The organism is Rhodovulum bhavnagarense (genome assembly GCF_004343505.1).
Taxonomy (GTDB): Bacteria; Pseudomonadota; Alphaproteobacteria; order Rhodobacterales; family Rhodobacteraceae; genus Rhodovulum; species Rhodovulum bhavnagarense.
The window spans coordinates 516156-528979 of record NZ_SLXU01000001.1; the positions used below are offsets into that span (position 1 = coordinate 516156).

At 63.5% G+C, this 12824-nt stretch carries 11 protein-coding genes; 8 read left to right on the plus strand and 3 right to left on the minus strand.

What is annotated here, in order from left to right; translation table 11 throughout:
• Positions 1–98: 98 nt before the first annotated feature.
• From EV663_RS02645 to EV663_RS02675, 7 genes are all read left to right on the plus strand, one after another.
• The gene (locus EV663_RS02645; protein ID WP_132950199.1) at positions 99–3503 is read left to right on the plus strand and encodes an indolepyruvate ferredoxin oxidoreductase family protein; all 3405 of its coding nucleotides are present in this window, start codon (positions 99–101) and stop codon (positions 3501–3503) included.
• An 83-nt stretch (positions 3504–3586) separates the two neighbouring features.
• Positions 3587–4459: a lysophospholipid acyltransferase family protein gene (locus EV663_RS02650; RefSeq protein ID WP_132950200.1), complete on the plus strand. Its 873-nt coding sequence runs from the start codon at positions 3587–3589 to the stop codon at positions 4457–4459.
• Positions 4460–4463: 4 nt separating this feature from the next.
• Positions 4464–5276, plus strand: a complete 813-nt coding sequence (gene murI, locus EV663_RS02655; RefSeq protein WP_132950201.1) for a glutamate racemase — start codon at positions 4464–4466, stop codon at positions 5274–5276.
• A gap of 53 nt (positions 5277–5329) precedes the next feature.
• A complete protein-coding gene (gene argC, locus EV663_RS02660; RefSeq protein WP_132950202.1) occupies positions 5330–6358 on the plus strand; it encodes an N-acetyl-gamma-glutamyl-phosphate reductase in 1029 nt (342 codons plus the stop codon).
• A 13-nt stretch (positions 6359–6371) separates the two neighbouring features.
• Positions 6372–6836, plus strand: a complete 465-nt coding sequence (gene ccmE, locus EV663_RS02665) for a cytochrome c maturation protein CcmE (RefSeq protein ID WP_132950203.1) — start codon at positions 6372–6374, stop codon at positions 6834–6836.
• A 63-nt stretch (positions 6837–6899) separates the two neighbouring features.
• On the plus strand, positions 6900–7511 hold the full coding sequence (locus tag EV663_RS02670; RefSeq protein ID WP_132950204.1) for a holin-associated N-acetylmuramidase: 612 nt from the start codon (positions 6900–6902) through the stop codon (positions 7509–7511).
• A complete protein-coding gene (locus EV663_RS02675; protein WP_132950205.1) occupies positions 7502–8041 on the plus strand; it encodes a holin family protein in 540 nt (179 codons plus the stop codon). The genes EV663_RS02670 and EV663_RS02675 overlap by 10 nt, the downstream gene beginning before the upstream one ends.
• Here EV663_RS02675 and EV663_RS02680 read toward each other — a convergent pair.
• The 3 genes from EV663_RS02680 to EV663_RS02690 all read right to left on the minus strand — a co-directional run bounded on the left by EV663_RS02680 (position 8038) and on the right by EV663_RS02690 (position 11342).
• Positions 8038–8814, minus strand: coding sequence for an enoyl-CoA hydratase-related protein (locus tag EV663_RS02680; protein ID WP_132950206.1), 777 nt, complete (start codon positions 8812–8814; stop codon positions 8038–8040). The two genes, EV663_RS02675 and EV663_RS02680, sit on opposite strands and share 4 nt — an antisense overlap.
• Positions 8815–8901: 87 nt before the next feature.
• Complete coding sequence (locus EV663_RS02685; protein ID WP_132950416.1) at positions 8902–9360, minus strand: cytochrome c-type biogenesis protein; 459 nt, start codon at positions 9358–9360, stop codon at positions 8902–8904.
• Positions 9361–9365: 5 nt separating this feature from the next.
• Positions 9366–11342, minus strand: a complete 1977-nt coding sequence (locus tag EV663_RS02690; protein ID WP_132950207.1) for a heme lyase CcmF/NrfE family subunit — start codon at positions 11340–11342, stop codon at positions 9366–9368.
• Between the two features lie 150 nt (positions 11343–11492).
• On the opposite strand from EV663_RS02690, the gene EV663_RS02695 reads away from it, so the two are divergent.
• On the plus strand, positions 11493–12731 hold the full coding sequence (locus tag EV663_RS02695; RefSeq protein WP_132950208.1) for an N-acetylmuramoyl-L-alanine amidase: 1239 nt from the start codon (positions 11493–11495) through the stop codon (positions 12729–12731).
• Positions 12732–12824 lie beyond the last annotated feature (93 nt).

The following is a 12824-nucleotide window of genomic DNA, read 5'->3' on the forward strand; positions in this document are numbered from 1 at the left end:
CGATTGCAAATGCATCTTGTCTGAAAATTCACTTTGTAGGTCATCGATTTTGACCTAATGTTCGCCGCGAAGCAAGGCGACACCGAAGGAGGATCGGGATGGGTTTGCAACAGATCAGCCTGAAGGACCGCTACGACCTGTTCAAATCTACCGTGTTGTTGAACGGCACCCAGGCCCTCGTCCGGCTCATGCTGATGCAAAAGGCGCGCGACCGGACGGCGGGGCTGAACACTGCCGGTTATGTCACCGGCTATCGCGGCTCGCCGCTGGGGGCGGTCGATATGCAGATGGCGCGCGCGGGCATGGAATTGCAGGCCGCCGACATCGTCTTTCAACCCGGCCTGAACGAGGATCTGGCAGCCACCGCGCTATGGGGTACGCAACAGGCGGAACTGCGCGGTGAGGGGAAACATGACGGTGTCTTTGGCCTTTGGTACGGCAAGGGGCCGGGGGTGGACCGCTCGGGTGACGTGATGCGCCATGCCAACATGGCGGGTACCTCGCGCCATGGCGGGGTGATCATGGCCATGGGGGACGACCACACCGGCGAATCTTCGACCACCTGTCACCAGTCGGACTGGGCGATGGTGGACGCCTACATGCCGGTTCTCTCGCCTGCCGGGGTGCAGGAAATCCTGGATTACGGGCTTTACGGCTTTGCCCTGTCGCGCTTTGCAGGCGTCTGGGCCGGGCTGAAGCTGATGAAGGACACGGTTGAGGTGACATCCGTGGTCGATGGTCGCCCCGACCGGATGGCCTTTGTCACGCCGGAGTTCGACATGCCCGAGGGCGGGCTGAACATCCGGCTGGGCGATCACTGGGTCGCGCAAGAGGCCCGGATGATCGACCACAAGCGCTTCGCGGCCGAGGCTTTCGCCCATGCAAACCGCATCGACCGGCGCGTCTGGGGTAGGCCGGGGGCCAAGATCGGGCTGGTCGCGGCGGGCAAGAACTGGCTGGATCTGGTCCATGCGCTGGGCCTTCTGGGGATCGACGAGGCGCAGGCGGAACGGCTGGGGATCACCACCTACAAGGTTGGCCAGACCTTCCCGCTGGACATGAAGGGCTTCACCGAGTTCGCCGAGGGGCTGGACCTGATCGTGGTGGTCGAGGAAAAGCGCAAGCTGATCGAGGTCCAGGCGAAAGAGGCGATCTTTCACAACCGCCGTGGCCGCCGGATCTATGGCTGGAAGAACGATCGCGACGAAGAGCTTTTCCCTACGCGCTATGCGCTGGACCCGGTGATGATCGCCGAAAAGCTGGGCGCTATACTGATCGAGGAAGGCCGCGGGAGCGAGGCCCTGCGCGCGGCGCTGGCCCGCATCGAGGAAAGCCGCCGCGCAGACAATGCCGAGGAACTGGCCGCCCGGCTGCCCTATTTCTGCGCCGGCTGCCCGCACAACACATCGACGAAACTGCCCGAGGGCTCGCGCGCCTATGCCGGGATCGGCTGCCACATCATGGCGATGTGGATGGATCGCGAAACCAGCGGCTATACCCATATGGGGGCCGAAGGCGTGAACTGGGTGGGCGAGGCGCCGTTCTCGACGCGCGCGCACGTGTTCCAGAATATCGGCGATGGAACCTATAACCATTCGGGACGCCTGGCCATTCATGCCGCCATCGCCGCGAATACCAACATCACCTACAAGATCCTTTACAACGATGCGGTTGCGATGACGGGAGGGCAGGGCAACGACGGTGGTCTGTCTGCGCAACAGATCGTGGCCGAGCTGGTGGCCGCAGGCATTAAAAAGGTCGAGGTCGTCTATGATGAAAAAGAGGATATAGATCCGCGCAGCTTCCCGGCCGGGGTCGTCTGCCATCCGCGGGCCGACCTGATGGCAGTGCAGGAAAAGTTGCGGGAAATCAGTGGCGTGACGGCCATCGTTTACGTTCAGACCTGCGCCGCCGAAAAGCGGCGCCGGCGCAAGCGCGGCACCTTTCCCGACCCCGATACGCGGGTCTTCATCAATACCGATGTCTGCGAGGGCTGCGGCGATTGCGGGGTTCAGTCCAACTGCGTGGCCATCGTGCCGGTGGACACCGAACTGGGCCGCAAGCGCGCCATCGACCAGTCCGCCTGCAACAAGGATTTTTCCTGCCTGCAGGGGTTCTGCCCGTCCTTCGTGACCCTGAAGGGGGCGAAGCTGCGCAAGCAGGCCAGCGCCGAGGTCGAAATCGGCGCCTTGCCAGAGCCCGCGCTTCCCGAAATCGAGGGCACCCACAACCTGGTGATCACCGGGGTGGGCGGCACCGGCGCGGTGACCATCGGCGCGATCCTTGCCATGGCGGCCCATCTCGACGGCAAGGGCGCAGGCATGATGGAAATGGCCGGCCTCGCCCAGAAGGGCGGCGCGGTGCATATCCATTGCCGGATCGCCAACCGGCCCGAGGACATCGCCGCGATCCGGGTCGCAACCGGCGAGGCCGACGCGGTGATCGGCGGCGATCTGGTTGTCACCGCAGGCGCAAAGACCATCGGGTTGATGACCACGGGGCGCACGGGGGCCGTGGTCAACAACCACGATATCGTCACCGGCGCCTTCACCCGCGATCCCGAATTCCGAATTCCCTCCGATGGGTTGCAGGTTGCACTTGAGGCTCGCCTGAAGGATCGGGTGACATTTTTCGATGCCACCGAGCTTGCCCGGCGCCTGATGGGCGACACGATCTTTGCCAACATGATCGTCACCGGGGCGGCATGGCAACACGGATTGATCCCGCTCAGTTTCGAGGCGATCGACAAGGCGATCGAACTGAATGGCGCGGGTGTTGAGGGCAATCGCCGCGCGTTCGAGATCGGTCGCTGGGCGGTGCTGCACGCGGCAGAGGCTGTGGCGCTGACCACGGCGCGGACGGTTGAAAAACCCAAAAGCCTGGAAGAACAGATCGCCTTCCGCGCCGATCATCTGCGCGCCTACCAGTCGGCCCGGCTTTCACGACGCTATCGCCGTCTGGTGGCGCGGGCCGACGACCCCGCCCTGCGCGCGGCGATCGCAAGGGGCTATCACAAGCTGCTCGCCTACAAGGATGAGTACGAGGTTGCCCGGCTGCATCTGCAAACAGCCGACAAGGCGCGGGCCGAATTTGACGGCGCGTTGCAGATCACATGGCACCTTGCGCCACCTTTCATGCCTGGCAAGGATGCGCAGGGACGGCCGGTGAAACGTGCATACGGGCCGGCGGTCGAGTATCTGTTCCGCGTGCTGGCCGGGATGCGCCGGGTGCGCGGCACGCCGCTGGATCCCTTTGGCTGGCAGGATGAGCGGCGGCGCGAACGTGCGCTGATACGGCAATACGAGGCCGATATGCGCGAGGTGCTGGCGATGCAGGGCCCGGCGACGCGGGAGGCGGCCATTGCACTGGCCGAATTGCCGCTGTCTATTCGGGGGTTCGGTCCAGTCAAACTGGCCGCCGAGGCCAAGGCGGCCGAACAGCGCCTGACCCTTTTGGCAGAGATCCGAGCGGCGGGGGGCGCCCCGCGCGCGGTGGCAGCCTAGAGATATCGGGAATCCTTTGCGCCGCGCCCGTTTTGGTATAGCCCCGCTCTGTCCGGCGCGAGACTGGGGGCTGGAGACATGCGATGCGCAACGACGTCGCGCGCGACATAAGTTACGCTGGCTCGGCCCGCACAATCGGCGGGCGGGCTATGATCCGGGTCGTGGAAAACGCGACCGGTCGGATCGGGCTTATACGCCGGGCTCGCGGCTACGAGGCCGAGATCGAGGCCGGGCGCGATTTCTGGGACGTAATGGTGGAGCGCTATGGGCTTTGTCTTGACCTTGCCGGAGGCAGCCTTGACCATATCCCCGCCCAAGGGCCGCTGATCCTGATCGCCAATCATCCCTATGGTATCCTCGACGGGTTGATGATGGGCCATATCCTGTCGCGTGTCCGAGGCGATTTCCGTATCCTCGCCAACTCGGTCTTTCGCAAGGCCGAGGCGCTCAGCGGAGTGGTTCTGCCGATCAGTTTCGACGACACCCGTGCCGCGTTGGCCGAGAACTTGGCGACGCGCCGCGCGGCGCTTGACCACCTCGCCCAAGGCGGGGCCATTGGCGTCTTTCCCGGCGGCACTGTCTCGACGGCGCTGAAACCCTTTTCCTGCCCGATGGACCCAAGCTGGCGAGGTTTTACCGCGCGGATGGTGGTCAAATCGCGGGCCGCCATTGTGCCGGTCTATTTTGACGGTCACAATTCGCGCCTGTTCCAGTTGGCCAGCCATCTGCATTCCACTCTGCGCCTGGCGCTTTTGATCAAGGAGTTCCGCGCCCGCGTCGACGAGCCGGTGCGCGTCGTGATCGGACAACCGATCGCGCGGGCACGGCTTGACGCGCTTGGGGGGAATACCAAAGCGATGATGGATTTCCTGCGCAAGGCGACCTATGAATTGTCGCCGAGGCCTCTGAAGTCGTTCGATTACGGCTATGAGTTCGATCACAGGCACAGGGCATGAGACAATGGCGGTTGGTGTTTTCGATTCCGGTCTGGGCGGTCTGACGGTGCTGGACGCGGTTGCGCGTCGTTTGCCCGAGGTTCCGTTCGTCTATTTTGGCGACAACGCGCATGCGCCCTATGGCACCCGCGATGCCGAGGATGTCTATCACCTGACCACCGAAGCAGTGACGCGGCTGTTCGATTCGGGGTGCGACCTGGTGATCCTGGCCTGCAACACCGCGTCCGCGGCCGCGCTTCGCCGGATGCAGGAAAGCTGGATTCCAGAGGGCAAGCGCGTGCTGGGTGTTTTCGTGCCCCTCATCGAGGCCCTGACCGAACGGCAATGGGGCGACAATTCTCCCCCCCGCGAGGTTGCGGTGAAACATGTCGCGCTGTTTGCCACGCCCGCGACGGTGGCCTCCCGCGCGTTCCAGCGGGAACTGGCCTTCCGCGCCATTGGCGTGGATGTCGAGGCCCAGCCCTGCGGCGGGCTGGTCGATGCAATCGAGGCCGGCGACGAGATGCTGGCAGAGGCCCTGGTGCGATCCCATGTCGAGGCGCTGAAGCGGCGGATGCCGCACCCGCAGGCGGCGATCCTGGGCTGTACCCACTACCCGTTGATGGAGCACGCCTTTCAGCAGGCCCTGGGCTCGCAGGTCAAGGTCTATTCGCAGGCCGATCTCGTGGCCGAAAGCCTCGCCGATTACCTGGTACGCCACCCCGACATGCTGGGAAGTGGCACGCAAAGGATGTTTCTGACGACTGGCGATCCGACGATCGTGTCCGACAAGGCATCGCAATTCCTGCACCGGCGCATCGAATTTCGCGCCGCATGATTGCGGTGCCGCATTCATGCGCCTAAACTCCTTGAAACGCTGCGGAAAGAACCATGACCTACAAGATCGCCATTCTGGGCGCCTCTGGCTATACCGGGGCGGAACTCGTGCGCCTGATCGCCACTCATCCGGGGATGGAGATCGTCGCGCTTTCGGGTGAACGCAAGGCAGGGTTGGCGATGTCCGCGGTGTTTCCACACTTGCGTCACCTCGATCTGCCCGACCTCGTCAAGATCGAGGAAATCGATTTCGCAGGTGTCGATCTGGCCTTTTGCGCGCTGCCGCATGCGACAAGCCAGGCGGTCATCAAGCAATTACCGAGCAACCTTAAGGTGGTCGACCTGTCCGCCGATTTCCGGCTGCGCGACCCGGTGGCCTATGAAAAATGGTATGGCAAGCCCCACGCAGCGCTGGAGTTGCAGAAAGAGGCCGTCTACGGCCTGACCGAATTCTACCGCGAAGATATCCGCTCTGCGCGTCTTGTCGCGGGCACGGGCTGTAACGCAGCGGCCGGTCAATATGCCCTGCGCCCGCTGATCTCGGCGGGGGTGATCGACCTGGACGATATCGTGATGGATCTCAAGGCCGGGGTATCCGGTGCGGGCCGCGCGTTGAAGGAAAACCTGCTGCACGCGGAACTTTCCGAGGGATTCCATGCCTATTCGGTGGGCGGTACGCACAGGCATCTGGGCGAGTTCGACCAGGAGTTTTCCGCGCTCGCCGGCCGACCGGTCGAGGTGCAGTTTACCCCCCATCTGATTCCCGCCAACCGGGGCATTCTCGTGACCACCTATCTGAAAGGTGATCCGGGACAGGTGCATGAATGCTTGGCAACGGCCTATGAAGATGAGACTTTCATACAGGTTTTGCCGATGGGCGAGCATCCTTCGACCAGGGCCGTGCGCGGTTCGAATTTCGTTCACCTGGGTGTTGTTGGCGACCGGAGGCCAGGGCGGGCGATCGTGATCGTGGCGCTGGACAACCTGGCGAAAGGGTCCTCGGGGCAGGCGATTCAGAACGCCAACCTGATGTTGGGGATCGCGGAGGAGACGGGGCTGATGCTGGCCCCCTGCTTCCCCTGATGGAGAAGAAAAGATGCGTGGATTGAAAAAACAGCGGCGGATTCAGATCATCGTGGTGGCCTTCGTGGCACTGGCCCTGTCGACCGGGTTGGTCGGCTATGCGATGAGGGACGGGATCAACTTTTTCCGCTCGCCCAGCCAGATCGCAGAGGCACCGCCCGCCCCGACTGAGACCTTCCGTATCGGCGGCCTCGTCGAGGCCGGAAGCCTGCAACGCGGGCAGGGCGAAACCATACGTTTCAACGTGACCGATGGCGGCGCAACTGTGCCTGTCAGCTTTACCGGCGTGTTGCCCGATCTCTTTGCCGAGAACCAGGGGATGATCGGCACCGGGCAACTTGTCGACGGCGTGTTCGTGGCCAAGGAAATCCTGGCCAAGCATGACGAGAGCTACATGCCCAAAGAGGTCGTTGATGCGCTCAAGGAGCAGGGCGTCTATCGCCACATGGAAGAGGACACCGCACCGAGCGGTACCTAACAGCCTCGTTAACCGATCTCGTTGACAGTTCCCCCGGTCTGAAACATCGACCGGGGGTTTGTCATGAAGACAGTCCAGGAACTTGCCCGCGCGATCGTGGCGCGCGAGGGCGGCTATGTGAACGATCCAGACGATCCGGGGGGCGCGACGAACCATGGCGTGACACTGGCCACGATGCGCGGGCTGGGTATCGACCTGACCGACGATGGGCAGATTGACACGCGTGATGTGAGGGCGTTGGAACCCGATCAGGCGGTGGCAATTTTCGTGGAGCATTATTTTCGCGCTCCCCGGATCGAGTTGTTGCCAGAGCCGTTACAGCCGGGCGTTTTCGACATGTATGTGAACGCCAGCGCCAATGCCGTGCGGATTTTGCAACGTCTGTTGAACGAGATGGGGCAGGCGGTGCGCGTGGATGGTGTGATAGGACCGCAGACGGCGGAGGGGGCACGGGCCGCGGCACGGGCCGCGCCGAACCACATTGCCGATGCCTATGGAATAGCCCGTCGCAATTATTACTACGCGCTGGCCGATAGGCGCCCGGCCAGTCGCAAATATGCCCGCCGCCGCGATGGTGGAAAGGGCGGCTGGATTTTGAGGGCTGAGGAATTCATTTCGCCTCGCTACCATCTGAGCGAGGCCGATCATCGTGCGCGGGTGGCGGCATGGGACTGATTGACGGGGTTTTCGAAACCGTTTTCGGTGCGGGGCGCAACGCGATAGCCGAAACGGCCGAGGTGTTTCGGATCAATGCCGATTCCGCCGATGCCCGCGCGGCAGAGGCCCAGGCTGCGGCGCTTGCCCAGTTCGCCCGCGAATTCGGCCAGCCCTCGCGTAGCCCGTTCGATCGGGTGATCGACGGGCTGAACCGGTTACCGCGCCCCGCGCTGGCACTGGGAACGGTCGGGCTGATGGTGGCGGCGATGGTCGATCCGGTCTGGTTCGCGACGCGGATGCAGGGGTTGTCGCTGGTTCCCGAGCCTCTTTGGTGGTTGCTGGGCGCAATCGTGAGCTTTTATTTCGGGGCGCGCCACCAGGCCAAGGGACAGGAATTTCAACGCGCATTGGCCGCCACGCTGGCGCAGGCCCCGGTGGTGGCGCAAAATATCGCGGCGTTGCGTGTGTCCCCCGCGACCTCTGCCCCCGCTGAACCAGTTGCTACGGCTCCCAATGCCGCGCTCGCGGATTGGCGCGCGCAGTCCTAACGCCCTTCAAAGCGCGGGCGGCGCTTTTCAAGAAAGGCGACCACGCCTTCCTTGAAATCATGTGTCGCCCCGCACAGCCCCTGCAGTTCGGCTTCCAGCGAAAGCTGCGACTCGAGGTCATTGGCAAAAGAGGCGCGTATCGCCCGTTTCAACTGTTGGTAGGCCACTGTCGGCCCCTGGGCAAGCAACGCGGCGCGGGCGCGCCAATGAGCGTCGAACCCGTCCTCGGGGACAGCCTCCCAGATCATTCCCCATTCTGCGGCCTGCCGCGCCGGAACCGGCTCTGCAAACAGGGCCGTGCCCATCGCGCGGGCAAACCCCACCTGACGAGGCAACCAATAGGTGCCGCCCGCATCCGGTATCAGCCCGATCCGTGTAAAGGCCTGTAGGAATATTGCGGCCTCGGAGGCGATCACGACATCGGCCGCCAGCGCCAGGTTCGCGCCGGCCCCGGCCGCCGGCCCGTTGACGGCGGCAATGGTCGGGATCGGGCAGTCGAACAATGCCCTCAGCATCGGTTCATATTCATCGCGCAAGGTGCGTTCGAGGTCGATATTGGCGACATTCGCACCGTCGCCCAGATCCTGCCCCGAACAAAAGGCACGCCCCGCGCCTGTCAGCACAAGAACCCGCGCATGATCTGGCGCCTCGCGTACCGCATCGAGGATTTCGGCACGCATCTGGGTGTTGAGCGCGTTCATCACCTCTGGACGGTTCAGCTTGAGCACCGCCACGTCGTTTTCGACCGTCAGATCAATTACCTTGTAGACCATTGCCGAACTCCTTTCCGGTCGCGTGCGCGTTACCTTACAAGGATCGCAGGCGCGGAAAAGAGGCGACAAACGGGCGGATAGCTGAGATCAGCGCCCCAGGATTTCCTTCAGCCGTGCCTCTTCATCCGGGCTTAGCTGCTCGGGGGCGGTAATGGAGCGACGATTACGACCGCGAATATAGAAAAGGGCCACGCCGAAACCGATCAACAACATTGCCGGTCCGGCGATGTAGAGGAGCAGGTTGGACCCTGTCACGGTGGGTTTCAGCAAGACGTATTCGCCATAGCGGTCGACGAGGTAATCGATCGTCTCCTCATTGCTGTCCCCCGCGGCGATCCGGTCGCGCACGAGCACGCGCAGTTCTTTGGCCAGCGATGCGTTCGAATCGTCGATATTCTCGTTGCGGCAGACCAGGCAGCGCAGTTCCTTCGATACCTCGCGGGCGCGGGCCTCAAGTGCCGGGTCGTCCAGCATTTCCGAGGGTTCCACGGCAATAGCCGGCCCCGCAAGCATCAGCGACAAGACGAGGATCAGACGTTTGAACATCATGCTTACTCCGCCGGCATTGGGGCCGCGCCCCGTTCCTTGCGCGCACCGGCGGCGACGCGCACGCGCCGGTCGCTGAGGCTTAGCATCCCGCCCAGCGCCATGATCAGGGCACCGGCCCAGATCCAGTTCGCGAGAGGCTTTATATAGGTACGGATCGCCCAGCCACCGCCATCCTGCGGGTCGCCGATGGCAATGTAGATATCGCGAAGCAGCCCGTTATCCAGCGCAGCCTCGGTTGTCGGCATGCCAGCCACGGGATAGACCCTCTTTTCGGGCAATAGCGTGGCAACCTGTTCATCGTTCTTCCATGCCGATACCGTCGCCGTCGTCGAGATGTAGTTCGGTCCCTCGATCCGTTCGACCGTTTCCAACACGATTTCGTATTGGCCGACTTCGAACCGCTCGCCCAATTGAGCCACGCGGATATCTTCTTGTTGCCAGGCCAGCATGCCAGCGATCCCGACCATAGTGATCCCCAGCCCCGAATGGGCCACCGCCTTGCCCCAATCCGACCGGGGCAGGCGCGTCATGCGCAACAGCTTGCCCGCGACGGGCCCGCGACCGGCCCTGATCCACAGGTCGACAAATGCGCCAGATACCAGCCATGCGCCCAGCGCCACGCCAACCGGGCCCAGCGCGGAGCGACCCGTTTGCAGGGCAAAGACAAGCCCCCCAAGCGCGACGGCCAGCACCAGCGCCGGTGCCATCTGACGCAGCGCGCGCCCCATGCGGGCGCGTTTCCACGGCATCACCGCGCCGATCGGCAGGATCAACCCAAGCGCCACCATGAACGGGGTGAAGGCCATGTTGAAAAACGGCGCTCCGACCGAGAGTTTGCGGTCAAATGCCATCTCGGCGACCAGCGGCCAGATCGTGCCGATGAACACGACGAAGGCAGAGACAGCCAGCAGGATGTTATTGAATACAAGAGCAGATTCGCGACTTACTAGTCCAAAGACGCCTTTTGCCTCCATCGCGCTGGCCCGAGCCGCATATAGGGTCAATGCGCCCCCCATGAACACGCCCAGGATCAACAGCAGGAACACGCCACGCGTGGGATCGGTGGCAAAGGCATGAACCGAGGTGATGATGCCCGATCGGGTGATGAACGCGCCGACCAGCGAAAAGCCGAAGGCGACGATGGCCAGAAGGATGGTCCAGCTTTTCAGCGACTCCCGCTTTTCCACGACGATGGCGGAATGCAGCAGGGCGGCCGCGATCAGCCATGGCATGAAACTGGCGTTTTCTACCGGGTCCCAGAACCAGAAGCCGCCCCAACCAAGTTCGTAGTACGCCCACCATGATCCCAGCGCGATACCGATCGTCAGGCAGATCCACGCCGCCAACGTCCAGGGGCGCACCCAACGGCCCCAGGCCGCGTCAACGCGCCCCTCTATCAGTGCGGCCACCGCGAAGGAGAAGCAGATCGAAAGACCAACATAGCCGAGATACAGGAAAGGTGGGTGAAAGGCGAGGCCGGGGTCCTGCAGCAGCGGGTTCAGATCCTGCCCGTCAAAGGGCGGTACTGCAAGGCGTTCGAATGGGTTCGAGGTAAACAGCACGAATGCCATGAAAGCCGCGCCGATCGAGCCTTGCACCGCCAGGACGCGGGCACGAAGCGTCGGCGGCAGTCCGCCTCCGAACCACGCCGCCATCGCGCCGAACAGCGTCACGATCAGCACCCACAAGAGCATGGAGCCCTCGTGATTTCCCCAAACACCCGAAACCTTGTAGATCATCGGTTTCAGCGTGTGCGAGTTTGCCACAACGACGCTAAGCGAAAAGTCCGAACTGACAAAGGCATAGGTCAGCGCGCCAAAGGATAGTGCGACCAGCAGGAACTGCGCTATCGCGGCCGGTTCGGCCATGGCCATCCAGCCGCTCCAGCCCTTGTGAGCGCCGATGAGAGGAATCACCATCTGCACCAGCGAGACGGCGAAGGCGAGGGTCAGGGCAAAGTGGCCAAGCTCGATAATCATGATGTCGTTCTAACCCTCGTCCCGCGCCGCGCCAATGGGATTTGCGCGCCGCCCTGATCCCGGTGACGCAATCGTGAGCGTCGCGTCAAGGCGGGTTGCGCCCCGGGGTAGCTGGGCTAACCTTGTGACGGGCAACGATAGCGGGCGATCATGCATGTTCCTTTTACCGTGGGCCGGGCGCTTGGGGCGCTGGCGCTCTGGGTTCTCGTGGCTATCCCTTCGGGGGCACAGGATCTAAGCGCGCTGGCGCGCCCCGACATGGCGCGCTCTGCGATCGTTGGCCTGTCCGGCGGGGGCGTGAAATTGACGCTGGATCTCAGCCAGCCGGTCCCTTACCGCCTTTTCACGCTGGCCGATCCGCCCAGGCTTGTCGCCGATTTCCGCGAGGTAGATTGGCGCGGGGCCGACGCAGTTGACCTGATCCGGACTGACAGGGTGGATACTGCGCGGGCAGGTGTCGTGCGGCCGGGCTGGTCGCGGCTGGTGCTTGCGCTGAGGGGGCCGCTGGCCGTTCACAGCGCCGAGATGCGTTCCGATCCTGTCACCGGGCGCGCGCGCCTGACACTGGATCTCTTGCCCGTCGATCCCGAGAGTTTTGCGGCTCAAGCCCGCGTGCCGCAAACCGCGCTTTGGGGTCTTCCAGAGCCCGAAACCCTGCCGCCGCCACGTCGTCGTCCCGATGGCACGCGGCCCGTTCGGGTGGTTCTTGATCCCGGCCATGGCGGAATTGATCCAGGCGCCGAGCACGCGGATGTGCGCGAGGCCGACCTTATGTTGAGTTTCGGCCGAGAGTTGCGCGATGCGCTGCGCCGGGCGGGGTTCGAGGTGGTGATGACGCGGGATGCCGATATTTTCGTGCCGCTGGAAACCCGGATCGATATTGCGCGCCGCGCTCATGCGGATGTGTTCCTGTCGCTGCATGCCGATGCGCTGGCAGATGGGCACGCTTCGGGGGCCACGATCTATACCCTTTCCGAGACCGCATCGGACAAGGCGTCAGCTCTGCTGGCCGAACGGCATGACCGTGATGCCCTGCTGGCGGGTGTGGACCTTTCGGGTCAGGATGACGTGATCGCCAAGGTCCTTATGGATCTCGCCCGGACAGAGACCACGCCGCGCACCGACAGGCTTGCCGATGCGCTGGTGGCGGGGTTGAAACAGCATGCCGGGCATCTGTACAAGAAACCGCGCCTTTCGGCGAGTTTTTCCGTGCTCAAGGCACCGGATATTCCCTCTGTGTTGATCGAACTGGGCTTCCTGTCTTCGGCAGGGGATCGCGATCGCCTGTCCTCGCCCGAATGGCGTCAGAAAGCGGCAAGGGGAATCGTCGCCGCACTGGTCGACTGGGCGGCAGAGGATGCCGCGCAGGCGGGTCTGTTGCGGCGTTGAGGGGATCGCTCCCGCGGAAGTGAGAGTAAAACCGCCCGCAGCGCCTGAAATTCCGGCAGCACCGCTTTGACCGGCGGGTGCGTCACGCGTATA

What these genes read in the sequence shown, in the direction of transcription:
- EV663_RS02695 (WP_132950208.1), top strand. Translation starts at nt 11,493, where the DNA reads ATGCATGTTCCTTTTACCGTGGGCCGGGCGCTTGGGGCGCTGGCGCTC.
- EV663_RS02680 (WP_132950206.1), bottom strand. Translation starts at nt 8,814, where the DNA reads ATGGTCTACAAGGTAATTGATCTGACGGTCGAAAACGACGTGGCGGTG.
- EV663_RS02650 (WP_132950200.1), top strand. Translation starts at nt 3,587, where the DNA reads ATGCGCAACGACGTCGCGCGCGACATAAGTTACGCTGGCTCGGCCCGC.
- EV663_RS02675 (WP_132950205.1), top strand. Translation starts at nt 7,502, where the DNA reads ATGGGACTGATTGACGGGGTTTTCGAAACCGTTTTCGGTGCGGGGCGC.
- EV663_RS02685 (WP_132950416.1), bottom strand. Translation starts at nt 9,360, where the DNA reads ATGTTCAAACGTCTGATCCTCGTCTTGTCGCTGATGCTTGCGGGGCCG.
- murI (WP_132950201.1), top strand. Translation starts at nt 4,464, where the DNA reads ATGGCGGTTGGTGTTTTCGATTCCGGTCTGGGCGGTCTGACGGTGCTG.
- EV663_RS02645 (WP_132950199.1), top strand. Translation starts at nt 99, where the DNA reads ATGGGTTTGCAACAGATCAGCCTGAAGGACCGCTACGACCTGTTCAAA.
- EV663_RS02690 (WP_132950207.1), bottom strand. Translation starts at nt 11,342, where the DNA reads ATGATTATCGAGCTTGGCCACTTTGCCCTGACCCTCGCCTTCGCCGTC.
- argC (WP_132950202.1), top strand. Translation starts at nt 5,330, where the DNA reads ATGACCTACAAGATCGCCATTCTGGGCGCCTCTGGCTATACCGGGGCG.
- EV663_RS02670 (WP_132950204.1), top strand. Translation starts at nt 6,900, where the DNA reads ATGAAGACAGTCCAGGAACTTGCCCGCGCGATCGTGGCGCGCGAGGGC.
- ccmE (WP_132950203.1), top strand. Translation starts at nt 6,372, where the DNA reads ATGCGTGGATTGAAAAAACAGCGGCGGATTCAGATCATCGTGGTGGCC.